Raw genomic sequence first — 25,256 nt, forward strand, 5'->3', positions numbered from 1 at the left:
GGTCGAGGCTTTAATTTTTTGAAAAATATAATTTATTTAACGTCTTTCAAATTAGAATTCTTTTTACTGTATCCAAAGTAAATGATAAATCCTAATGCTAACCAGCCAAATAATCTTAACCAGTTTGTCCAGCCTAAACCAAGAATCATTAAACCGCAGGCAACAACACCCAAAATTGGAATTAAAGGTACCCAAGGTGTTCTAAACTGACGAGGAAGATCTGGATCGGTTTTTCTTAAGATGATTACTGCTATACAAACCAGCATAAATGCAAATAATGTACCTATACTCGTCATATCACCAACTACATCACCAGGGATAAATGCAGCAAATAAACCTACAATTACCAAGATTACTAAGTTAGCTTTATAAGGTGTTTTAAATTTATGGTGTAAATCGCTGAACATTTTAGGTAATAAACCATCTTTACTCATCGAATAAAATACACGGCTTTGGCCCAATAACATCACCAAGATTACAGAAGAGAAACCAGCTAAGATAGCTACTGTTACTAATTTAGATAACCATGAGTATCCAGTCATATATTCGCTAATTGCAGCAACCACAGATGCTTCGCCACCTTTAGTTCTGAAAAACTCAACTGGTGCAATTCCTGTTAAAACGTGTGCGAATAATATGTATAATACAGTACAAACTGCTAACGATCCTAAAATACCAATTGGCATTGCTGTTTTAGGATTTTTTGTTTCCTGAGCGGCAGTACTTACCGCATCAAAACCGATAAAGGCAAAGAATACCGTTCCGGCAGCGCCAATAACGCCCCAAAAACCACCAAAACTATGGCTAATACCTGCATGATCTACATAAGTGGTAGCAGCCGGAATGTATGGGTGGTGGTTAGATTCGTTTATAAAACCCCAACCTAAAACAATAATTAAGATAACAATACCCACTTTGGTAATTACGATTAAACCGTTTACAAAAGCAGATTCTGAAGTTCCTTTAATTAAAAGTAAACTTAACAAGCCTACTATAAACAAGGCAGGAAGATTCATAATTCCATTTACGGTACCATCTGGATGCGATTGGAAAGGCGAGTGGCACCACTCGTAGGGTATGGGTGAGGTATGTAATACTTCTACCAATAGTTTATTCAGATATTCGCTCCAGGCTATACCTACAGTAGCGGCACCTACAGCATATTCTAACACTAAATCCCATCCAATAACCCAAGCCATTAGCTCGCCCATAGTAGCATAAGTATAAGTATATGCACTACCAGAGATTGGAATAGAAGAAGAGAGCTCGGCATAACATAAACCTGCCAAAGCACAGCCTATTGCAGCTATTATAAAACCGATTGTAACTGATGGTCCAGCATTTTGAGCGGCTGCAGCAGCAGTACGAACAAATAGCCCGGCACCAATAATAGCCCCTACACCTAATGCAACTAATGCACCTGCACTAAGTGTGCGCTTTAAGCCTTTGCTTGAATCACCTGCTTCTTCAAGCAATAGATGCATTGGCTTTTTAGTAAATAAACCCATATTATAGTTTTTGTTTAGATTAATTCAGCTCCAAACGTAATTAAAAATTACGGAAATGTAAAAGGGATTTTGGTTAAAAATCCCCTTTATTTGATAAGTTTTAGTTATTTATCTTTATTCAGGAAGGTTTTGTGCTTTATTCAATTCAACTTCTTGTGCTTTTGCAATCGAATCAACTTGTTTTTGCATGTTGTGTTGTAGCGAATCCATGCTTTTATTCATTTCTGCACCAGAAGTAATAATTTTATTGTTCATTTCTGTTTGCTGTTGCAATACTTCGCTAGTTGTCGGGCTACTTGATACTGCAATGTACGGAGCAATAACTAGTGAAACAATAGACATTAATTTGATTAAAATGTTCATCGAAGGGCCTGAAGTATCTTTAAAAGGATCTCCAACGGTATCGCCGGTTACAGAAGCTTTATGTGGTTCTGATTTTTTGTAGTGCATTTCGCCATTAATCATTACCCCCTGCTCAAAAGATTTCTTAGCATTATCCCAGGCGCCACCTGCATTGCTTTGGAAAATACCCATTAATACACCAGTAACAGTTACTCCAGCTAGCAATCCACCCAAAACTTCAGGGCCAAAAGTAAAGCCAACAATTATTGGGGTAATTAGGGCGATAGCACCCGGCATCATCATTTCGCGGATAGATGCTTTGGTTGAAATGGCTACACATTTTTCGTACTCTGGTTTGGCTTTGTACTCCATAATGCCAGGAATTTCCCTGAACTGGCGACGAACTTCCTGAACCATATCCATAGCCGCTTTACCCACCGCCTGGATGCAAAGGGCCGAGAAAATGAAAGGAATCATCCCACCAACAAACAATCCGGCTAAAACCGGTGCTTTATAAATATCTATCGCGGTAATACCTGCAATACCAACAAAAGCAGCAAATAATGCCAGAGAAGTTAATGCTGCAGATGCAATGGCAAATCCTTTACCAGTTGCTGCAGTGGTATTTCCAACAGCGTCTAAATTATCGGTACGTTCGCGTACTTCTGGCGGTAACTGACTCATTTCGGCAATACCGCCAGCATTATCCGCAATCGGTCCGAAAGCATCAATGGCCAATTGCATAGCTGTGGTGGCCATCATACCTGCGGCTGCGATGGCTACACCATATAAACCAGCAAAGTGATACGATAACATAATCCCGCCTGCTAAAACCAAAATTGGAATAACGGTCGATTTCATTCCGACAGCTAAACCTGCAATAATATTGGTGGCATGTCCGGTTGATGATTGTTGGATAATAGAATTTACAGGGCCTTTGCCCATCGCGGTAAAATATTCGGTAACAATACTCATAATGGTACCCACTACTAAACCAACAATAATGGCGTAAAACACATTGATACTAGAGAATTCATAACCACGTAATTTTAAGTTTTCTGGCAACATCCATTTTACGATAAAGAACGAAGCTACTGCTGTAATCAAAATTGACGACCAGTTACCTAAGTTCAGCGCATTCTGCACATTTGATTTATCATCTTTAATGGTCACGAACCAGGTACCTATAATAGAGAATAAAATTCCCAGCCCGCAAATTACCATTGGCAAAAGGATGGGAGACATACCTCCGAATTTATCAGTTACTGTAATTTCCTGTCCTAAAACCATGGTGGCTAATATCGTTGCTACATATGAGCCAAATAAATCGGCACCCATACCTGCAACATCACCCACGTTATCACCTACGTTATCGGCAATGGTTGCAGGGTTACGTACATCATCTTCCGGAATTCCAGCCTCAACTTTACCCACTAAATCTGCGCCAACATCAGCAGCTTTGGTATAAATACCACCACCTACACGGGCAAATAAGGCAATAGATTCGGCACCCAAAGAAAATCCGGTTAAAACCTCAATAGCCGTTCTCATTTCAGTGCTATCTACATGTGTAACATGAAATAGCTGTAAAAAAACAATAAATAAACCACCTAAACCTAAAATTGCTAATCCAGCTACGCCTAAACCCATTACGGTACCGCCAGTAAAAGAAACTTTTAATGCTTGTTTTAAACTTGTTCTTGCAGCCTGTGTGGTTCTAACATTCGCTTTTGTGGCCGATTTCATTCCGATATAACCAGCAGTTGCAGAAAATACAGCTCCAATAATAAAAGAGATAGAGATAATCCAGCTCGAATGCATAGGTACCCCTTTAATTTCGGTAATTGTTCCTGAGTAGGCTAGGAGCGCAGCCGTAAAAACAGCGAAAATGCTCAATACCCTCCATTCGGCTTTTAAAAAGGCCATAGCTCCATCGGCGATATAGCCCGCAAGTTCCTGCATGTTTTTATCACCTGCATCTTGCTTGTTCACCCAGGCGCTTTTAATCATCATAACTATAATCCCGACAAGGCCTAGCGCCGGAATACAGTAAATTAAATTGTTTTGTAAAAAATCCATAGTTAATAATTGGTTTTATATTTGGTTAGTTGTTTATGTTGTTGTGTAACTGGTTAACTGTTTAAATTGGTCAATTGTTTAATCTATTTCAAACGTTCAGCGCCAAACGCTTCTCTCCAAACTACGTACTTATATCTAGCAAGATAATAAAATATTTTTCTTGTGATTAAATTTTTCATTGTCAAGTAGAATAAAATTTCGCTCAATTAAAATAATACAAGCGAAGTACTCCTATTTTCTTTTTTTTAAATAAATTAGCCACAAACTAAACCAAACTAAAAATGAATATTGAAAAAGAAGATGGACCTTCTAAAAGAAAATTAAGCCTTTTTGATGCCACTATGCTGGTAATGGGTTCGATGATCGGAAGCGGTATCTTTATTGTTAGTGCCGACATCATGCGGAATTTAGGTTCCGGTTATTGGCTGATTGTGGTTTGGGTGATCACTGGGGTGATGACAGTTGCCGCCGCAATTTCTTATGGAGAACTTTCTTCCATGTTTCCCAAAGCTGGTGGGCAATACACTTACCTGAAAGAGATTTTCGGTAAAATGATGGGATTTCTTTACGGTTGGGGCTTGTTTACCGTAATTCAGACTGGCACCATTGCAGCTGTTGCTGTTGCTTTTGGTAAATTTACGGCCTATCTAATACCAGCTTTAAACGATGCTGCTCCAATTTTTCAAAGTGGCGGTTATAAAATTACCTGGATACAGATTTTAGCCATCGGTGTGATTCTGCTTTTAACCTATATTAATACAAAAGGTGTTGAAGGCGGTAAAATTTTGCAGAACATTTTTACTGGTTCTAAAATTGTCGCTTTAATCGGCTTAATTATTTTAGGCTTTCTTTTGGTGAAAAACAGTTTTTGGGCCGGAAATATGAGCTTTGGCTGGGATGCTTTCAATAATCTTAAAACAGATCCAAGCGGCAATTTTCTGAAATCGGGATGGGAATCCATTTCCGGAATGGCAATAATGGGTGGAATTGCAGCGGCCATGGTTGGTTCGGTATTTTCGAGTGTGGCCTGGGAAAACGTAACTTTTGTCTCGGGAGAAATCGAAAATCCTAAAAAAAATGTTGTACGTTCTATGGTTTTAGGTACTTCAGCAGTGATGATTCTTTATTTATTGGTCAATTTTATCTATCTCAATACCCTAAACAGAGAGAGTATTGCATTTGCCCTCAATGATCGGGTTGCTGTTGCAGCCTCAGAACAGATTTTCGGTAGTGGAATTGGTACAATTGTAATTGCCTTGTTGGTGATGATTTCTACTTTTGGTTGTGTGAACGGAATCGTATTAGCGGGTGCAAGGGTTTTTCAAACCATGGCAAAAGATGGAATGTTTTTTAAAGCAGCATTAAAAAACAATAAAAATGGAGTTCCTGAAAGATCACTTTGGATGCAGGGCATTTGGGCATCTGCTTTATGTTTAAGTGGGCAATATGGTAATCTTTTAGATATGATATCCTTTGTTATTGTGCTATTTTATATGATTACTGTTTTTGGTGTTATTTATTTAAGGATAAAACAACCTGGTCTTGAAAGGCCTTACAAAACCTGGTTATATCCAGTTACGCCAATTATTTATTTATTAATAGGGGCAGCATTTTGTATTTTGCTACTCATTTATAAACAACAATATACCTGGCCAGGGCTTGTGATTGTTTTGCTGGGTGTGCCGGTCTACTTTTTCATTAACAAAAAAGAGCAGTAGGATAAGCAAGGATAGATCCTGAAACAAGTTCAGGATGACGGTTCGAGAAGGGAATTTACAACGGAACCTCGCAGACTTTAAAAACTGCGAGGTTTTTTTACATTAAAGAATACTTTCTGTCAATCGGCTTTTAGGTCTCAAATCTCATATCTAACCTCTCAAATCCCGTTTTTGGATTTCGAAAATCAGGGTTCTGTGTCAATCGGTTCCGAAAGCCCCGTTATCCGCTTTACTTCTCCCGATAGAAAAAATCGGGATCGTGTTCGCTGCTACCGGGTTTAAGTAACTCAAAACTGTGCTTAAACTCAGTTTTCTAAACCCGACATGGCGGATACCGGCCCTGTGTGTAAGGCCTGCAGGCGTATGAGCATGTGGCGGGACTGGCACTGCGAAGAACCACAGGTTTTGCTTTTCTAAAAAAAAACTAAATTTTTAAATCCTGATGAGCAGCAGCGTGTTTTTCCTAAACCCTAAACCCTAAACCCTAAACCCTCTACCTTATATATATGCTAAATCTTACCGCTCCAAATCCCATTTTCACATTTTGAAAAGCAGGGTTCTGTTTCAATCGGTTCCGAAAGCCCCGTTATCCGCTTTACTTCTCCCGATGAAAAAATCGGGATCGTGTTCGCTGCTACCGGGTTTAGGTAAGTTAAACCTGTGCTTAAACTCAGTTTTCTAAACCCGACATGGCGGATACCGGCCCTGTGTGTAAGGCCTGCAGGCGTATGAGCATGTGGCGGGACTGGCACTGCGAAGAACCACAGGTTTTGCTTTTCTGAAAAAAAAAACTAAATTTTTAAACACTGTTGAGTTGCTGGTTGTTTACCCTAAACCCTAAACCCTAAACCCTAAACCCTAAACCCTAAACCCTAAACCCTAATTGTACGCCAAATCTCACATCTCTTGTCTAATATCTCAAATCTCACCTCCCTAATCACTCGTCTCGAACAAAAAGCGTATTTTTGCAAATAATGGGAACACTAGTAGATTCAGGGATAAAGGGTTATAAAAATTACGGCACGCATTTGCGCGAAAAGTATAAAGGGCAGCGTGTATTTAAAGTAATTGTAGATGGAGGTTTTACCTGCCCCAACCGCGATGGGAGCAAAGGTTACGGTGGTTGTACGTATTGTAACGTAGATTCTTTTACGCCGGAGCCTTCGCGTAAAAATCCAAATATTAAAGATCAGCTTGCCGAAGGCATGTTAAGGGCTAAAACTTCTTATAAAGCTGATAAGTATATTGTTTATTTTCAGCCTAATACCAATACCTATGCACCAGTACATTATTTAAAGATGATGTATGATGAAGCGCTATCGATTAATACCGAAGATATTGTTGGTTTTGCTGTAGGTACACGTCCTGATTGTATCGATGCAGAAAAGGTAGCTTTGTTAGAAAGTTATACCGACCGCTTCGATGTAGATTTAGAAATGGGCATGGAATCGATCTATGATGAAACCCTCGATCAGATCAACAGGGGCTGCAGCCATGGCGAATTTGTTGCTGCGGTAGAACTTTTAAAAGATAGTAAGCTCGATCTGTGCGTGCATACCATTTTTGGCTTCCCATGGGAAACCCGCGAGCAGATGCACGGCTACATTCATGAAATTAACCGTTTCCCACAAATCAAGTTTGTAAAGTTCCATCACCTTCATGTTGTAGAAGGATCTATAATGGGGGCTAAGTATAAAAAGGAACCCTTTAAATTGTTTTCTCTAGAAGAATATACCGACTTACTTTGCGAATTAATTCCTTTATTACGTCCGGATATTGTTATTCAGCGGCTTTTTGGTATTTCGGATTGGGATTTATTGATTGCACCTAACTGGGGACTTAACAAATCAGCAATTCAAACCTATATGGATAAAGAAATTGAAAAAAGAGGCGTAGTTCAAGGATCTGCTTATTTTTTGTAAAAAGTTAAATTTTTTAACAATTTTTTTAAAAACCCATGAAATTTCATGGGTTTTTCTGTTATTTATGATTTTTTAAGTCGATTTTTTATAAATTTCAGCTAAAATCATATAAATTATGGTTAATATGTGATTTTGTTTTTATTAAAAACTTGCATTAAAATCCCCTGTATTTTTTGTTATTTTTATTTTTAAGGTTAATTTTTGTGTTGTTTTGTAAAAATCACTCGTTTTTATTAAAATATTTTAATTTAATGGTGTAAAAATTGCAATATGTCGTATTTTTAGAAAAATAAATCAAGCATATTTTAATTATTTAAACAATACAAACAAATTAAACTAAAAACTATGAGTAAAATCTCCTTTAAACAGTATGCGCCTTTTGCGATATTGATGATTGTCGCAATTTTCGCTCTATTTATTCCACTTCTTCCTAATTTCGATGAAGGCAAGTATAGTGGGCCTGATATTGCATTCATATTAATCGCTTCTGCGCTTGTATTTTTAATGACTCCAGGCCTTGCATTCTTTTATGGTGGAATGGTTCATCGTAAAAATGTATTATCTACCATGATTAAAAGTGTGGTAGCCGCAGGAGTAATTACAGTTTTATGGACAGTAGTAGGTTTTAGTTTAGCCTTCGGAGATACCATTGGTGGCTTTATTGGAAATCCATCAACGTTTTTGTTCTTTAAAGGTGTAAATTCTGGAGCACCACACCTTCAGGGAGGAGCAGACTTAACCATTCCGCTATCTTTATTTGCTGTGTTTCAATTAATGTTCGCCATTATTACCCCAGGTTTAGTGGTAGGTGCCGTAGCAGAGCGTATCCGTTTTACCTCATATATCTTATTTATTGTTTTATTCGCAATATTCGTTTATTCTCCATTAGCCCACTGGACATGGCACCCACAAGGTTTCTTGTTTAAAATGGGGGTATTGGATTTTGCGGGAGGTACCGTAGTTCACATTTCTGCTGGTATGGCTGCATTGGCTGGCGCATTGGTTTTAAAACGTAGAAAATCTCACTTAGAGCATAAAGAAGTTCCGCCTGCAAATATCCCTTACGTATTAATTGGTACAGGTTTATTATGGTTCGGTTGGTTCGGTTTTAATGCAGGTTCTGCATTAGGTGCAAATAGCTTAGCTGTTTCGGCATTCTTAACTACCAATACGGCTGCTGGTGCTGCAGGTTTATCGTGGATGTTCTTTGATGTTGCAAGAGGTAAAAAACCTTCGGTTTTAGGTTTTTGTATCGGTGCAGTAGTTGGTTTGGTAGCCATTACACCAGGTGCAGGTTTTGTAAGTATTCCATCTAGTATATTTATTGGTGCTATTGCCGCAGTTATTTCTAACCTTGTGGTTTCTTGGAAACAAAAAACCAGTTTAGATGATACGTTAGACGTTTTTCCTTGTCATGGTGTGGGCGGTATCGTTGGTATGTTGTTAACCGGTGTTTTTGCAACAAAAACAGTAAATGCTGCTGGTGCTGATGGCTTGTTTTATGGTAACCCGACTTTCTTTATCACGCAATTAAAAGGTGCTGTAATTGTAATCATATTCAGTTTCGTTGTATCATTTATCATCTTCAAATTCATCAACCTAATTCAACCGATCCGCGTATCAGAAGAAGAAGAAGAAATGGGTCTTGATGCATCTCAACACGACGAGAAATACTCTCAAGGTACCTTGCTAGTTGAAGAAAGAGCGATCTATATCGAAAAAAACAGTCCATTAACAGAATCAATATCTTAAGGATTTTATAATATCTAAACTCAAAATAAGCTCAAACATGAAGAAACTTTTAACCGCTATTTTTGCAATGGCCAGCACTACGTGTGCCCTGGCTCAAGAGACCACTACATCACCACTTGAAATTTCAGGATCGGTAGATACGTACTTTAAATATGATTTTGCTAAAAATCCATTAAATGGAAAAACATCTTTTGTAACTGATCACAACTCGGTATCATTAGGTATGATTGATATTGCCTTGAAGAAAAAAACAGGTAAAGCTTCATTTGTTGGAGAGCTTTCTTTTGGCCCAAGAGGACAATCGCAATCTATTCCTGATGCGGCAGCCGGAGGTTCGTCTTTTAATATTCAAAACTTATATGTTAACTACGATTTTACCGATCAGTTAAGTATGACAGCAGGTTACATGGGTACATTCATTGGATATGAGGTAATCTCTCCAGTTGGAAATTTCAACTACTCTACTTCATACCTGTTTACCAATGGTCCATTCCAAAATGCGGGAATTAAAGCCACTTATAAATTCAGCGATAAAGTAAGTTTAATGGCTGGTTTATTTAACGATTGGAACGTTTACTCAGCTTCGAGAGGTGTTTCGGCTATCGGTGGCCAATTAATGGTTGCTCCTGTTGAAGGCTGGACTGCTTACATCAATGCTTTATCTGGTGCTGGTTTTGGCGGGTATGGAACGATTATCGATTTAACCACTTCATATCAAATTACAGAGAAATTTAAATTGGGTTTAAATGCAGCCAATTATGATATCAAAGATAGTTCGGTACCGGGAAGTTACGCAGGTGCTGTCTTATACCCTCAATTTGCTGTATTGGATGCAGTAACTTTAGGTTTAAGAGGTGAGTACTTTAAATTTAAAGCCGCGGGTGCAGTTCCGGCTACTGCTTTTACTGCAGTAACACTTACCGCAAATATTAAATCTGGTGGTTTAACATTTATCCCAGAAGTAAGATTAGACCATAACAGTGATAAACCTTTCTTTAAAGAAGGTGGCGCTGCGGCACCGAATGGTGGCCAGTTCTCTTTGGCAGCAGTTTACGCTTTTTAAGGAAATAAAATTGTTAATATTAAGCCGTCCCGATGTAAATAGGGACGGCTTTTTCGTACCTTTAAATAATTAGATCTGCCTGTTAACCGATTCAAATGAAACATCTTCTTTTTATTATTCTTGTTCTTTTTTCAATTCAATTATCTGCACAGCAAAAACAGTTTTCGAAAGATGATAATGGTAAATTCATTTATTATCAGGTGGTAGACTCGCAAATGATAAGCAAAGATACCTTGTTGCAAAGGGCTAAATCTTTTGTTAATGTTGCTTATAAAAAATCGATGAGGCAAGAAAGTGCTACCGATTCTTCTGTTTTGGCTAAAGGAACTATGGTAATTGATAAAACAATTTTGGTAGCTGGCCATCCAAGCGGAGAAGTAAGTTATAATTTCGTTTTTGAGGCGCGTAATGGCAAATATAGGTTTTGGTTAACCGATATGCTGTTTATCCCATACCAAAGAGACCGTTACGGAAACTTTGTAGCCACTACCAAAATTGGCGTGCCTTTAGAGCGTACACCTGGGAAATTGAGTGCTGGTGCATGGAAAGATATTTTAAATAGCGCCTATAACAAAATAGAAAAATTTGGTGATGATTTTAAGAAGTATTTAGCAACCAATAGGGTTGAAAAAGTCAAAAAGAAAGCTGAAACCATTTCAACGAAAAAGTGGTAATTAGTGCATAGAAAATAATTCCTCAGCCTTTTGGTAACGGAACTTAGAAATTTCGTTGATTTTGTTGTTCACTACCACGGCATTTACAATAACACCAATTGGTCCCCAGCCAATGCTATAGTGCAAGGTATCATGCATTAATACACCGCCGTCTATTTTTTCGAAATGGTGCTGGTGGTGCCAGAAAGCAAATGGACCAAACCGTTGCTCGTCGATAAAATACTCCTTATCCTTAACGTCTGTTATCTCCGTTACCCAGTTTAACTTAATGCCAAACAATGGGGCAACCTTATAGGTGATAATCAGGCCAGGGTACATTTTAGTATTGACGATGTTTGGTGAGGTTACATCAAAGGTCATATTCTTTGGGGTGATTTCGGCCAGGTTTATTGGCGAAGAAAAAAAGTCCCAGGCGATATCCAAATCAACAGGGAGTTTTTGGGTAAATTCTAATCTATAGGTTTTCAAGTTCTAAATTTATAGAACAACAAGTATAAAGCTATTTTGTTGCTTTATCTTTCAATTTGCCATCAATTAGTTTCACTAATGCTTGGAATTCTTTTTCTTCGTAGCCAATAGATTGGTAAATGATTTTACCATTTTCATCGATCAGAATATTTCTCGGGATAGATTGTTTTGCAAATTTGCTAAAAATATCTCTCTTCAGATCAGGTAATATTGGGAATGTGAATCCCGTTTTAGCTTTGTAGGGTATCAATTTATCCCAGCCTTCTTCACGCCCGAATACAAAAAATGCGAAGTTTTTATTGTCTTTATGTTTATCCCAAATTTCTTTTTGAGCCAAAGGTAACTCTGTATTACACGGGGGACACCAGGTTGCAAATAAATTTATCAGGATTAGTTTACCTTTATAATCGGTAATATTTACGGTTTTACCTTTCTCTACCTCGAAGCTAAATTTTGGACTTTCATCGCCTATTTTAGTGTAGGTGCCATTGTCTTCACTTTGTGCGGAAACAGAAATCGCAGTGAATAGTATAAAAAGGAATAGGAATATCTTTTTCATGGTTCTGATTTATGATTAAAGATACTCCTAATCTGGCTTATTTCAAATTTAATGCACCATTTTATCGGCACAGGTAGAACTGGCAAATGCTTCTGGTTTAGCCTTAAAAATAAAGCCCATACTTAAAATATATCCCATGGCATCGTTAAGTGCTTTGTTCGATTTAAACGATGGACTGGTGTTGATATCGGCATGTACTTCTAAAGCCACGTCATAAATATCAAGTAAATCACAAATAGAATAAGCAGTTTCGATTGATTTTTGTACTTCCATTAACATTCTTTCTTTAATGCTTACCTGTTGTGTGCTTTTTTCCTGATGGATGTACATAAAACCGCCATGATGTTCTCTTAACAGCACAATTACGGTTGCAAAATCGGTTATTGCGCCTTTTACCTGCGAATCGGTACCGATGCAAACTTTAAGCTTAAAGCCGTTTTGACTTTCTCTGATAATCGCGTTTTCTACTTCTTCGAGGATTGAAGATTGAATAATTTCACCACTAAATTTTTTCCACGTCATACATTTGTATTTTTTGAGGTTAATTCCAAAGGAATCCCTTTGGGACGAATGGTAATCAGGTTTTTATAAAAATAAGTGCTAAAAATTAAATATGTGTTAAGGTTAGGTTGTTTATTTGCTAACAAAAAGTTAGTTATCAACAAGTTAGTGATAATAGTTTAAATGAACTTATTATTTGTTGAAACAAATTATTATTCGGTCCGTTAATATTTGTACATTCATTAAAATTCTTAATTATGAGAGCAGAATTAATTCAAGAGCTCCAGTTATTACAAAATAGCAGAGCAAATAAATTTGCAGATGAACTGGCTGACAAGATCTTATCTTCGGTTGATGCCGTTAACGAAAAAGTGCTATCATCAATGTCTAAACGTGGTAACATGTTAATGTTGCTCGAGAAAAGATTAAACTTTTCTACGCTGCGGAAACTTAGGGAAAGATTTTTCAAGCCGTAACTAAGGCTGTAGTTCTTGGCGTAAAGAGAAATGATTACCTTTATGGCGGAATGATAGAAAATGCCTTAAAAAAATTAAATATTACTGCACTTAATGAGATGCAGGAGTCTTCTGTAAAAGCAGCCAAGACTGGTAAAGATGTAATATTGATTGCGCCAACGGGTTCAGGGAAAACGCTGGCCTTTTTATTGCCATTACTTTCCAACCTAAAAACCGGAGTAAAAGGAGTGCAGGCTTTAATTTTGGTTCCTTCGAGAGAGCTTGCCTTACAAATAGAGCAGGTTTTTAAACAAATGGGTACTTCATTCAAAGTAAACTGCTGTTACGGTGGTCATGCCGTACGGATAGAAAAGAATAATCTTGCACATCCACCTGCCGTCCTGATCGGAACACCTGGTAGAATAGCTTACCATTTAGAGCATCAAAACTTTGACGAATCTTTTATAGAAACCTTAGTTTTAGATGAATTTGATAAAGCACTGGAGTTTGGCTTTGAGCAAGACATGTCTTACATCATTGGCTCACTGCTTTCGCTAAAACAACGTATACTTACTTCTGCTACCAAAATGGAAGAAATTCCGGCTTTTGTAAAGTTAAATGTGCCTGTTGAAGTCGATTTTTCAAAAAATATCGAGGCAAAACCAGATCTAAAGCTCAAAAAAATAACTGCACCTGCAGCCGATAAGTTAGATTACCTTTTCAGATTACTGAGTAAAATAGGTAGTAAAAATACATTGGTTTTTTGTAACCACAGGGAAACGGTAGATCGGATAAGTGATTTACTTTTCGAAAATGGTTTAGGTCACGATGTTTTTCATGGCGGGATGGAGCAGTTCGATCGTGAAAAGGCATTACTTAAATTTAGAAATGGTAGCCATCGGATTTTAATCACAACTGATCTCGCTGCCCGAGGCCTGGATATTCCTGAGGTGGAACATATTGTACATTATCAATTGCCTTACACCGAAGATGCCTATATCCATCGCAATGGCAGAACGGCAAGGATGCATGCAAAAGGAACAGCTTATGCCATTTTAACTACAGAAGAACACTATAAGTATTTACCGGATGATATTGAGGAAGAAGTTTTATCCGAAAAGTATAAATTACCAGAAGCCAGCGATTGGGTAACTTTATACATTGCACATGGCAAGAAGGATAAAATTAACAAAATTGATATTGTAGGTTTATTTTTGCAGAAAGGTAATTTAACAAAAGAAGATCTTGGCCTGATCGAAGTTAAAGATACCAGCAGTTACGTCGCGGTTAAAAGAAACAAAGTAGAAAAATTATTGAAAGCATTGAGTGGCGAAAAAATTAAAGGTAAAAAACTTAAATTAGAAGTAGCGAGTTAGTTCATTGGTTCATTGGTTCATTGGTTCATTGGTTCATTGGTTCATTGGTTCATTGGTTCATTGGTTCATTGGTTCATTGGTTCATTGGTAAAATGGGGATTAAAGTTCTAGATTTATTTTTGTAGTCATTCAATAATTTATTTATTTAACCGTTTATTTAATAGCTCAATCGTTCAATATACTCATTCATAAATTTTCTAATTTAATCACGCTATAATCCGCTAACTCAATCACTCACTAATTCAGACATTCTCTAATTCAAACATTAAAAATGAGCAATAACGATATATTAAAAAAACTAAGAGTAGCCCTATCATTAAAAACAGAGGATATCATAACCATTTGCGACCTGGTTGGATTTAAGGTAACCAAGGCAGAACTGGGCGATATTTTCAGAAATGAAGACCATGAGAATTTTAAACCTTGCGGCGATCAGATTCTGCGTAATTTTTTAAACGGTCTTGTGATTTACAAAAGGGGTCCGAGGGATGAAAAAAAGCAATAATTTATGCTTTTTAATATTTTTTATACTGATCACACTTTCCTTTAACGCTCTCGCCCAGTCTCAGTTTAAAATAAGTGGTAGTGTAATCGATTCTTTGAAGAAGCCTATTGAGGGCGTAAGCATCCGATTGATTACCGATAAAGATACGCTCCGCTCAAATTCAGATGCGAAGGGAAACTTTGCATTCGCAAAAATAACCCGAAATAAATTCTACCTTACCATTACTGCATTGGGTTACAGGCCGTTTGCTTCTGTCTACGAAATCGAATCTTCGAAAAAAAACTCCGTTTTAGAACCCATTATGCTCAAGATGGAAACGATCCGTCTCGAAGATGTGGAGGTTAAAGTAAAGGTAGACCCCATTAAGATCAAGAAAGATACGATTGAGTATAACGCTGCTGCCTATACCGTAAGAGAAAATGATAAAGTGGAAGATCTGTTAAAACAACTGCAAGGCATTGAGGTTGACGAAAAAGGTGCTGTTACCGCCATGGGCAAAAAAATGACCAAGTTGAGGGTGAATGGAGAAGATTTTTTCACCAGTAATGTAGAAGATTACATCAGGCAGTTGCCCGCCGATATTATTGCCAAGCTTCAGGTAATTGAGGATTATGGTGATGAAGCCAATTTTACAGGCATAAAAGTGGGTACACCACAAAAAATGCTAAACCTGGTTACTAAGCCTGGCATGGACAAAGGTGTTTTTGGCGGCGTGAATATGAGTTCTGCGACCAATAATGCCCACAACTTTAGTGGTAACGGTAGCATCTGGAAAAAAACGAAGCAAATTGGCTTTGGAAGCCGTTATGGGATAACCGATAATGAATTTACCAAAATGAATAATGGGGGTTTAAATGGTAATATCAGAGACAAAATTTCGAAGGAATTTAGCTTTAATGGTGGCTATCATTTTAGTAATGGAATTAATAAATCTATTCAGAGTAATTACCTTGAAACGTTTAACCCACAGGGAACAATATTCGATTTAAGAGAAAGTGCCAATAATTCCAGATCGCTAAACAATAACATCAATCTCGGCTTAAATGGAGCCACAAAGAAGAATTATTTTAACATTTCGCTTAGTGGGGCTTTGGCCAATACCCATAACGATGCGTTTTCCACTTCCAATAAAACAGGTTTTATTAAACAGGATCTACTGTCTAATTCAGGTTCACGGAACAGTAATCCTAATGTTAATGGAAGTGTTAATTGGTCTAGGCGGTTGGCTAATAATAAGCGGTCGTTATCTATGGGATTTAATTTCGGTACAAGTGAAGGAAACTCAAACAGTACAATTAACGACATGATCAGGTACTACAACGAAACTACCAATATACTGGTTAAAGATTCTATACTGAACAGATTGGTTGATAATAATACCTCAAACTCCAATTTTGGGGGCAATTTCCAATTTTCCAATTCATTAAAAAAGCCAAACGACAGTACAGGATACAGTTTTATTAACCTGTCTTACCGTTTTTCAGTTAGCAGGAGCCGCAATTTGCAAACTACAACGGTTACCAATCCGTTGGGAAACAGTTTTGTTGTCGATTCACTGGGGCAAGATTATGTGTCTAATTTTATCAATCAGAATTTTGGTATCGGTTTTAATACCAACGCAAAGCGGATCAGTTATAATTTAGGCGTTAATTTTTCGCCAAGCATCATTATCGGTAAATACCAGAATACAGGTCAGGAGCTAAAAAATTATCAGTTAAACTTTTCTCCATCTGCCAATTTAAGTTATCAGATTAAAGACAATGGGAATTTAAGTTTTGGTTATAATGGTTACACCAGTTCGCCCGATTTTAATAAACTACAGCCCATTAGAAACAATAACGATGTACAGAACCTGATTATCGGTAACCCAGATCTAAAGGCAACATCGAGTCATACAGCCGATTTGAGTTATAATCAATTTGAACTCAAATCGGGATTGAGCATCATGGCAGGTATATCGGGAACTTTTGCTTTTAATAGTGTAGTAAGTAATACCCTTTTTCTGAGAGATACCCTAAACAGTTTAAAACAGCAAACGACCTATGAGAATGTAAATGGCATTTATAATGTTGGAGGTAATTATTCCTTCAATAAAAGGTTGTTAACCAATAAACTGTCGCTCTCCGTTAATGGGAATATTGCCTATAGCCGCAATGTTTTTTATACCGAAAATGTGTTAAACCGGAGTAGTGGAATTAACGTTTCGAATGCTTTTAGCTTTAACCTGAATGAGAAAAAATATTCCTTCAATAGCAGTGTATCGTATAGCTTTAGTTCAAACACTTACGCTGTAATGAACCAGAATATTAAGAATATCCAGGTTCTGGCTTTAAATGGCAGTGCCAGTTGGATTCCAAATAAACGGTTTAGGGTAAATGCATCGGCATCTAAAAGCTTAAATTTTGGCTATAACCTATATGCTGGCAATCCATTATTAGTGAACATGGGATTAAATACTTCTTTCTTAAAGGATAATAAACTCCTTTTTTCTATCCAGGCGAACGATCTGTTTAATCAAGGTGCACTTTTTAGCACCAGTATTAGCAATAATTCCATCTCCGAAAATAGAACGCGGTTTATCAGCCGCTTTGTTCAGGCCACACTAGGTTATAACCTGAGCCAGTTCGGGAATAAAAAAGGCAGAACGAATGTAAATTTAAGTGGAGCAGAATTTAATTAATCGGGAATTAATTAGTTTAGCGCTTTGTTCAAATCGAATACCCCATGAAAAGTAAAATCCTAATCCTTTTTTTATTGATCTTTGCAAGCAGTTCATTTGCACAGCTGAAGACAGATTCGTTAAATAGTAAACCTAAAAAGGAGAATTTTGCTGATGATTGGGCTGCATTAAGCAAGTACCAGAAAGAAAATGAACTTTTACCGCCACCAACAGAAAAGAAAAAAGAGTTGTTTTTTTAGGGAGTTCGATATTCGAATTCTGGAAGCAAAAAGATCCTGAATATTTTAAGGATAAACCTTATCTGGATAGGGGGATAAGCGGACAGATTTCGCCACAATTGCTCATCCGTTTCCGGCAGGATGTAATTAACCTTAAACCAAAGATAGTGATCATTTTGGCGGGGAGCAATGATATAGCCGGCAATACAGGCCATGTTACCATCGATAAAATTATGGATAACATTAAATCGATGGCAGAACTGGCGAGGCTGTATCACATTAAAGTGATACTCTGTAAATACCTGCCTGTTTACGAATATCCATGGAATAAGCACATTAAAGCGGCCGATAGCATTGTGTCCTATGCCAAAGAAAGAAATTATACCATTTTAGATTATTGGACACCGCTGGTAGATGAACGACAAGGGCAGCGTGCCGAATTAACGGTTGATGGTGTTCATCTCAACCTTGCAGGTTATAAAATAATGGAAGAAGTAACAGATGCTGCGGTAAAAAAAGCCTTGAAAAACTGGCATTAAATCGATAATGGCCCTTCGATCACGCTATCATTGCAGGCTCCAATCGAAAAATCGTCATCTCGACCGGAGCAACGCGGAGTGGAGAGATCTTTGGACTATTAAAAAGATCTCTCCTTCAGTGGAGTTTCTGTAGAACACTTTCTCAAACAAAAAAGTCCCGATTCTCATCGGGACTTTGTATTAATTTAGTTTTTTATATCTGATGCGTTTTGGGGTAACATCACCCAAACGTTTCTTGCGGTTTTCTTCATAATCTGAATAGTTCCCTTCGAAGAAATAAACTTCAGAATTACCTTCGAAAGCCAGGATGTGTGTACAAATCCTATCTAAGAACCACCTATCGTGACTGATCACTACGGCACAACCACCAAAATTTTCTAAGGCTTCTTCCAGGGCACGTAAAGTGTTTACGTCGATATCGTTGGTTGGCTCATCCAGTAGCAATACATTGGCTCCCTTTTTCAAGGTAATGGCCAAGTGTACACGGTTACGCTCACCTCCTGATAGGATGCCTACTTTTTTCTGTTGATCGCCACCATTAAAGTTGAACTTTGAAACATAGGCACGTCCGTTAACGGCTTTAGTACCCAATTGGATATTGTCCAATCCATCGGTAATGTTTTCGTAAACGGTTTTATCGGCATCTAAATCGTTGTGCATCTGATCTACATAACCCAACTCAACGGTTTCGCCTACACGGAATGTACCAGCATCTGCTTCTTCCTGTCCGGTAATTAAACGGAATAAAGTAGTTTTACCTGCACCATTGGGACCAATAATCCCTACAATACCTGCCGGCGGAAGGGAGAAGTTTAAATTATCGAACAATACCTTATCGCCATAAGCTTTGGTAACATTTGTTGCTTCAATTACCACATTACCCAAACGAGGCCCAGCAGGGATGAAAAGTTCCAATTTATCTTCTCTTTCTCTGCCATCTTCTGAAGCTAATTTATCGTAGTTGGCTAAACGTGCTTTAGATTTTGCATGACGTGCTTTTGGTGCCATACGTACCCATTCTAACTCGCGTTCTAATGTTTTCTGGCGTTTGCTTTCTGTTTTCTCTTCCTGCGATAAACGTTTTGCTTTTTGATCTAACCAGCTGCTGTAATTTCCTTTCCATGGAATACCTTCACCGCGGTCTAGTTCTAAAATCCATCCGGCAACATTATCTAAGAAATACCTATCGTGGGTAACTGCAATAACGGTTCCTTCGTAATTTTGTAAGAATTGTTCTAACCAATCGATACTTTCGGCATCCAAGTGGTTGGTAGGCTCATCCAATAATAATACATCAGGGTGTTGAAGCAATAAACGGCACATGGCCACACGACGACGCTCACCGCCTGATAATACACCGATTTTAGTGTCAGGATCAGGACAACGCAAGGCATCCATAGCTCTTTCTAATTTCGAATCAATTTCCCAGGCACCTAATGCATCAATTTTATCCTGAAGTTCGCCTTGTCTGGCCATCAGTTTATCCATGGCATCAGGATCAGAGTAGTTTTCCTCTAAGCCGAAAGCTTCGTTTACTTCTTCATACTCTTTTAAAATAGCAGTTACTTCGGCAACACCTTCTTCAACCACCTCGCGCACGGTTTTTTCAGGATCCAAGATCGGCTCCTGTGCTAAATAACCCACTGAATAACCTGGTGAGAAAACCACTTCGCCTTGGTAAGATTTATCTAAAACGGCAATGATTTTTAAAAGAGATGACTTACCAGAGCCGTTTAAACCAATAACCCCGATTTTGGCACCGTAAAAGAAAGAAAGGTAAATATTTTTTAAAACCTGTTTTTGTGGAGGGTAAATTTTGTTTACACCTGCCATTGAAAAGATTATTTTCTCGTCTGACATTATAATGTATTGTTTTTAAAGTAGTTTAATGCTATGATTGATATTAAGGGAAGGTTAACAGTTTTTCTTACAGACTGATTTTACCCAACCAAATAATGGCAACACCAAAATTGCTCACAAAGATAAGAACAACAAGCCCATTACAAAGTGCTTTATGATTATACTTTAATAAACTTTTAGCCACAGATTAACACGGAATGCTTTTCTGCATCATGCCAACTAATAAACCAATGACGAATGAACAAATGAACTTTTTAGCCAATGGAAGCACAGATTGACACAGAATGGTTTTCTGCATCATGCTAACTAATGAACCAATGACAAATGAACTAATCAACAATAACCCTAATTTTGTTTTAATGTAATTATCATAATTCGTTCATAAGATAAATCAAACCTTATAACGCAAAACAAAAGGTTTATATTTAGCTAGCGGATAATTCTTAGTAGATACCGTAAACATTAGTTAAAGCAAAAGCCTTTCAATCCTGAAAGGCTTTTGCTTTTTGATAATATGAAATTTGTCTTTTATTATGGGTTTTGAGATAAATTAGGATTTTTATCTCTTTCGGTTTGTGGGATAAAATAAATTACCCGCGCATTAGTAGCGTTAATGGTTTGATTAACTGAGCCATTAATGGTAGAGTGTGTGCCTGGGTAATCTCTTACCACTGGGCGGTTATTTCTAAATAGGTCGTAAGCCCGTTGACCTTCAAAAGCCAGTTCTAACCACCTTTCTTCCAGTACAATATCTAAAATGCTGTGCGTTGGCGTAACATCTGTCAAAGTATAAGCTGGAATTCCTGCACGGGTTCTAATTACATTCACATCATCTAAAGCCAATTGCGTATTGTTCAGCTTGGCATTGGCCTCGGCTCTGTTTAGGTACATTTCTGCTAAACGGAGGTAAACAGGTGATGTTAAATTAATCACGCCTTCTTGCAGGTTATTTTTATTTACATAATAAATAGGTGCAGCAGGGGTTAGTTTTGTATTTAACTGTTGTACGCCATTTACGATTAAAGGTGAAATAAAGCTTTTTCTTTTATCCTGAGGATATTTATTAAGAAAATTATAATACTTTACCGAAGCATATATTTCTCCCCATCCGCTTTCTCCCTGGCCTAAGGCATTACCATTGGCATCGCCACTATAGTATAACGAGCCAATAGCTGAATAATCGTAGTTCTCGGTTTTGGTGTGTTTGATGGCAAAGATATTTTCAGTATTTTTTTCTGGATCGCCTCTAAAATAGGTTTGATAGGCGGCATCCTGCATCAATTGATACTTGTTTGAACTGATAACCAAGTTGGCATATTCTACGGCTTTGGCGTTGTTATCCATATAAAGATAAATTCTTGATAACAGTGCATAAGCAGCCATTTTTGTAGCGAAGCTATTGCTTTTCTCTACGGTGATACATTGTGCAGCTTTTAATAGATCAGCAATTACAAAATCGTAAACCTGGGCAACTGTACTTCTTTTGATTATAGCAGCGTCGGTTTCACTTACCGTTTCGCTCAAAATTGGAACTCCAGCATTGGTGGTAGGGTTCTGTGCATAAGGCCTTCCGAACATGCGTACCAGGTTAAAGTGCAACATCGCCCTTAGGAATAAGTTTTCACCTTTAATTTGCAGTAAATCAGCAGATGAACCATCTGGAATAAGCTTAATGATTTTATTTGTTGCAGATGCAACATAATAGGCTTGCTGGAAATAAGCAGTTGCATTGGCAGAATTTACCAGGTGGGTATACTTATATAAATTAGTTACATCACTTGATGAGTTTTGGCCCTGAGCTACTTCATCAGAAGGGAGCTCGGCTAGCCAATGGTAATTATTTTCGTAGTTTAATGATTTTAGGGTAGCATAATTACCTAAAGTGGCCATACGCTTACCTTCGATTGTAGTTAATAGTCCACTATCTTCCGCTTTATCAGAGGGGAAATAAGTTTTACGACATGCAGATGCGGTAAGGATAACACTAGCAGCGATGACGAATTTTATGATGTGATTATGGTATATTTTCATGATAATCTTATTAATAATTAGAATGTTAGGTTAACGCCAAAAACAAATCTTCTGCTGGTTGGATATCTGAAAGACGAAATACCACCAGTAAGATCAACTTCAGGATCTACACCCGAAAACTTGGTGGCCGTAAATAAGTTGTCGCCGCTCACATACAAGCGGGCTGCATTTATTGAGGCCTTTTTTAACCAAGTGGTAGGTAAATTGTACCCTACAGTTACATTTCTCAATCTTAAATAACTTCCATCTTCTAAAAAGCGGGTAGAGGTTTGGTGCGATTGATTGTTGCCTCCAAATTTAGCCTGTGGATGGGTTGCACCGGTTTGCCCAGGAGTTGTCCATCGTACCGAACCTTTAGGTAATACCTGTTGATTATAACTTTCGTATACCCCGTCGTTATCGAAATAAAAACGGCTATCGTTATATACCCAGTTGCCATATACAAAATTTAAGAAAGCCGAGAGGGTAAAGTTTTTATATTCCAATGTATTGGTTAATCCGCCACTAAACTTTGGCGCTGATGATTTACCTGTATATTGTCTGGTAGCCTGGTTATAAGTACTGGTTACACCGGTAGGATCGTCTAATTTTTCCCAAAGCGGTTTGCCATCAGCCGGATTTACCCCTGCCCATTTTTGCATGTACCATTCATCCATATCATGACCCAAAGCTATTGGCTGGGTACTGGTGTTTACTACCAATAAGCCTTGATTTAACTCCATAACTTTGTTGCGGTTAAAAGACATATTAAAGCTGGTTTCCCATTTAAAGTCTTTTTGCTGGATGTTTTTAGCGTTGATAGTGAGCTCAATACCTCTGTTTCTTACCGCACCTATGTTTCTTCTAATGCTTCCATAACCCACTGTTGAAGGAAGTGGAACAGCAAATAGCAGATCAGAGTTGCGTTTGTCATAGGCATCAATAGTAATGTCGATACGTTTAAATAATCCAAAATCTAGACCTAAATTGTAGGCTCTCGATTTTTCCCAGGTCAAATCCGGGTTGGCAATTTGGGTGGGGAAGGCACCTGTTTGACCATTATATGAAGCTCCTGCATTTAAATTATATAGTCCCAACGATTGATAAAAACCATCAGGACTATCGTTCGTGGTAAAACGTTGGTTACCGGTAGTACCAAAACTGGCGCGTAATTTTAGAAAGGTAAGTGTGGTATTGCTCTTTAAAAAATCTTCATTAGATAGGATCCACGATGCGCCTGCCTGATAAAAAGTTGCGGCGGGATTGTTTTTCCCAAATCGCGAAGAGTATTCATTTACTATAGAAGCAACTAAGTAATACTTGCCTTGATAGCTATAGTCCGCCTGCGCAAGGTATTTTATATTTTGATACTGATCATATCTGCCTGTGGGTTTATTGGTGATATCAGTTGCTGTATTTATAGCATCCAATCCGGCTGGCAGACCTTTGGCGGTAATTCCGCTTTCATCATATTTATAACCTTCTATCTCCGCAACACCTAAAACACTCAGGCTATGATTGCCTAAATTTACGTTGTACTTAATTCTGTTCGATGATAAAAGTGTAGTAGAGAAAGTATTACCTAAAGATACTGTTCCCAGGTTTGTTGCACCGCTCTGACTTCTTCTGTCGTAATAATTGTTCGATCTGCCATTGGCAATTGTGGCCCTGTTGTAACTAGAAACTGTTAGGTTTTTGAGTATGTCATAATCCAGGTTTATATCACCTGTTGTGGTATAACTTCTTGCTTTTGAGTAATTGTATTGCAAGCTCTGCAAAAAATTTGAGCGGTCTCTACCTTTCCAGGAAGGAATATTCCTTGGATCAGTAGGGCTGCCATCTGCATTGTAAGCAGGGTCGTATGGCATATTTAAATAAGCCTGATAAACAGCACTTTCAGGGTTATAATTATCATTGATTACAATTCCGCTTAACAAAGCCGTTAATTTTAATTTTTTAGTCAACTGTGAGGTAAGGTTAGCCCTTAAACTATATTGTGTTTTATCGTTGTTGATTAAAGTTCCTTCTTCTTTAAAATAGTTGCCTGAGATATAAAATTGAGTTTTCTCACTCCCCCCAGATGCGGTTAACGTGTGGTTATTTACCATTGCTGTTCTAAAGGCCTCATTCCACCAATCGGTATTGGTATTTAGTACCGAAGCAGCTGGCGGAGTAGTAAAGAAAGATTTTTGGTAATCGTAAAGTTGTTGAGCATCCATTAGCTTAAAGTTACCTGTAGTAGCCTTTGCAATGCCAATGGTTGAGTTTAGGCTGAATCTGGTTTCTCCCGCTTTTCCTTTTTTGGTGGTTACAATAATAACGCCATTGGCAGCTCTCGATCCGTATAAACCTGTGGCTGCGGCATCTCTCAATATGGTAATGTTATCCACATCGGCCGGGTTATACGTACCACCAATGTTTCCATCAACTACAATTAGTGGCCCGGTACCGGCATTAATGCTGCCTACGCCACGTACCACTACATTCGAGCCAGCAGTAGGGTCGCCAGAAGCAGAACTCGCCACCACACCAGGCGCTTTACCCTGTAGCAGGTTGCCGAGGTTTACAGAAGTTACATCATTAAGCTGCGAGCCACTTACGGTAGTTACTGCACTCGAAATTTCTGATTTCTTCTTTGTGGTATACCCTACAACTGTTACGGCATCCAGTTCAGTAGTTTGATCTACCAAGGAAACATTTACAGAAGTAGTTGTGCCCACTTTAATGGTTTGTGTGGTAAAACCTAGGGCTTTAAACTCCAGGGTACTCTCATTATCCGCGCTAATAGTATATTTTCCGTTTGCATCTGTTTGTACGGCAGTTTTTGTGCCCAGAACGGTCACGGTAATTCCCGGAAGCGGGAGTTTTTTACTGTCGGTTACCGTACCAGAAATATTACGGTTTTGTGCCTTTACTACGAAAATACACGCAATAAAGGAAATCATTAAAAGAATTTTCTTCATGTTTTTTAGGTTAGATTAGTTACTGTTTTGTTATCTGTTGAGGAGCATAATCAGATTAGGGAGG

At 38.0% G+C, this 25,256-nt stretch carries 19 protein-coding genes; 11 read left to right on the forward strand and 8 right to left on the reverse strand.

Going from position 1 to position 25,256, the window contains the following annotated elements; genetic code table 11:
- Nucleotides 1–32: 32 nt before the first annotated feature.
- Nucleotides 33–1,508 (reverse strand): amino acid permease, encoded by a 1,476-nt coding sequence (locus AW17_RS00480; RefSeq protein WP_029274109.1) that lies wholly within the window; start codon nucleotides 1,506–1,508, stop codon nucleotides 33–35.
- A gap of 114 nt (nucleotides 1,509–1,622) precedes the next feature.
- Nucleotides 1,623–3,929, reverse strand: coding sequence for a sodium-translocating pyrophosphatase (locus tag AW17_RS00485; RefSeq protein WP_245234982.1), 2,307 nt, complete (start codon nucleotides 3,927–3,929; stop codon nucleotides 1,623–1,625).
- A gap of 281 nt (nucleotides 3,930–4,210) precedes the next feature.
- On the opposite strand from AW17_RS00485, the gene AW17_RS00490 reads away from it, so the two are divergent.
- The 5 genes from AW17_RS00490 to AW17_RS00515 all read left to right on the forward strand — a co-directional run bounded on the left by AW17_RS00490 (nucleotide 4,211) and on the right by AW17_RS00515 (nucleotide 11,058).
- Nucleotides 4,211–5,647, forward strand: a complete 1,437-nt coding sequence (locus tag AW17_RS00490; protein WP_029274111.1) for an APC family permease — start codon at nucleotides 4,211–4,213, stop codon at nucleotides 5,645–5,647.
- Nucleotides 5,648–6,621: 974 nt separating this feature from the next.
- Nucleotides 6,622–7,569, forward strand: coding sequence for a tRNA modification radical SAM protein MnmL/YtqA (mnmL, locus tag AW17_RS00500; protein ID WP_029274115.1), 948 nt, complete (start codon nucleotides 6,622–6,624; stop codon nucleotides 7,567–7,569).
- A gap of 345 nt (nucleotides 7,570–7,914) precedes the next feature.
- On the forward strand, nucleotides 7,915–9,321 hold the full coding sequence (locus tag AW17_RS00505) for an ammonium transporter (protein WP_029274116.1): 1,407 nt from the start codon (nucleotides 7,915–7,917) through the stop codon (nucleotides 9,319–9,321).
- 37 nt (nucleotides 9,322–9,358) lie between these two features.
- Nucleotides 9,359–10,384 carry an outer membrane beta-barrel protein gene (locus AW17_RS00510; RefSeq protein WP_029274117.1) on the forward strand — a complete coding sequence of 342 codons (1,026 nt, stop codon included), beginning with the start codon at nucleotides 9,359–9,361 and terminating at the stop codon, nucleotides 10,382–10,384.
- Between the two features lie 95 nt (nucleotides 10,385–10,479).
- Nucleotides 10,480–11,058, forward strand: a complete 579-nt coding sequence (locus AW17_RS00515) for a DUF4468 domain-containing protein (protein ID WP_029274118.1) — start codon at nucleotides 10,480–10,482, stop codon at nucleotides 11,056–11,058.
- Here the strand turns inward: AW17_RS00515 and AW17_RS00520 are convergent, their stop codons facing one another.
- The 3 genes from AW17_RS00520 to AW17_RS00530 are packed head-to-tail and all read right to left on the reverse strand — an operon-like array spanning nucleotide 11,059 to nucleotide 12,607.
- Entirely contained in the window at nucleotides 11,059–11,526 is a 468-nt protein-coding gene (locus tag AW17_RS00520) for an SRPBCC family protein (protein WP_029274119.1), read from the reverse strand.
- 31 nt (nucleotides 11,527–11,557) lie between these two features.
- Nucleotides 11,558–12,085 carry a TlpA family protein disulfide reductase gene (locus tag AW17_RS00525; protein ID WP_029274120.1) on the reverse strand — a complete coding sequence of 176 codons (528 nt, stop codon included), beginning with the start codon at nucleotides 12,083–12,085 and terminating at the stop codon, nucleotides 11,558–11,560.
- Between the two features lie 48 nt (nucleotides 12,086–12,133).
- A complete protein-coding gene (locus AW17_RS00530; RefSeq protein WP_029274121.1) occupies nucleotides 12,134–12,607 on the reverse strand; it encodes a ribonuclease H-like YkuK family protein in 474 nt (157 codons plus the stop codon).
- A gap of 236 nt (nucleotides 12,608–12,843) precedes the next feature.
- On the opposite strand from AW17_RS00530, the gene AW17_RS00535 reads away from it, so the two are divergent.
- The 6 genes from AW17_RS00535 (at nucleotide 12,844) to AW17_RS23480 (ending at nucleotide 18,359) form a co-directional block, all read left to right on the forward strand.
- Nucleotides 12,844–13,062 (forward strand): hypothetical protein, encoded by a 219-nt coding sequence (locus AW17_RS00535; protein WP_029274122.1) that lies wholly within the window; start codon nucleotides 12,844–12,846, stop codon nucleotides 13,060–13,062.
- A 50-nt stretch (nucleotides 13,063–13,112) separates the two neighbouring features.
- A complete protein-coding gene (locus AW17_RS00540; protein ID WP_029274123.1) occupies nucleotides 13,113–14,417 on the forward strand; it encodes a DEAD/DEAH box helicase in 1,305 nt (434 codons plus the stop codon).
- 271 nt (nucleotides 14,418–14,688) lie between these two features.
- A complete protein-coding gene (locus AW17_RS00545) occupies nucleotides 14,689–14,922 on the forward strand; it encodes a DUF1456 family protein (RefSeq protein ID WP_029274124.1) in 234 nt (77 codons plus the stop codon).
- Nucleotides 14,906–17,602 carry an outer membrane beta-barrel protein gene (locus AW17_RS00550; protein WP_029274125.1) on the forward strand — a complete coding sequence of 899 codons (2,697 nt, stop codon included), beginning with the start codon at nucleotides 14,906–14,908 and terminating at the stop codon, nucleotides 17,600–17,602. The genes AW17_RS00545 and AW17_RS00550 overlap by 17 nt, the downstream gene beginning before the upstream one ends.
- 44 nt (nucleotides 17,603–17,646) lie before the next feature.
- Nucleotides 17,647–17,841, forward strand: a complete 195-nt coding sequence (locus AW17_RS24585; RefSeq protein WP_051691556.1) for a hypothetical protein — start codon at nucleotides 17,647–17,649, stop codon at nucleotides 17,839–17,841.
- 98 nt (nucleotides 17,842–17,939) lie between these two features.
- Nucleotides 17,940–18,359 (forward strand): GDSL-type esterase/lipase family protein, encoded by a 420-nt coding sequence (locus AW17_RS23480; RefSeq protein ID WP_051691557.1) that lies wholly within the window; start codon nucleotides 17,940–17,942, stop codon nucleotides 18,357–18,359.
- 180 nt (nucleotides 18,360–18,539) lie between these two features.
- On the opposite strand, the gene ettA is transcribed toward AW17_RS23480, so the two are convergent.
- The 3 genes from ettA to AW17_RS00575 all read right to left on the reverse strand — a co-directional run bounded on the left by ettA (nucleotide 18,540) and on the right by AW17_RS00575 (nucleotide 25,192).
- Nucleotides 18,540–20,219 carry an energy-dependent translational throttle protein EttA gene (gene ettA, locus AW17_RS00565; protein WP_029274126.1) on the reverse strand — a complete coding sequence of 560 codons (1,680 nt, stop codon included), beginning with the start codon at nucleotides 20,217–20,219 and terminating at the stop codon, nucleotides 18,540–18,542.
- Nucleotides 20,220–20,750: 531 nt separating this feature from the next.
- Nucleotides 20,751–22,250, reverse strand: a complete 1,500-nt coding sequence (locus tag AW17_RS00570) for a RagB/SusD family nutrient uptake outer membrane protein (RefSeq protein ID WP_029274127.1) — start codon at nucleotides 22,248–22,250, stop codon at nucleotides 20,751–20,753.
- A 17-nt stretch (nucleotides 22,251–22,267) separates the two neighbouring features.
- Complete coding sequence (locus AW17_RS00575; protein WP_029274128.1) at nucleotides 22,268–25,192, reverse strand: SusC/RagA family TonB-linked outer membrane protein; 2,925 nt, start codon at nucleotides 25,190–25,192, stop codon at nucleotides 22,268–22,270.
- Nucleotides 25,193–25,256 lie beyond the last annotated feature (64 nt).

Source organism: Pedobacter borealis DSM 19626 (genome assembly GCF_000708285.2).
Taxonomy (GTDB): domain Bacteria; phylum Bacteroidota; class Bacteroidia; order Sphingobacteriales; family Sphingobacteriaceae; genus Pedobacter; species Pedobacter borealis.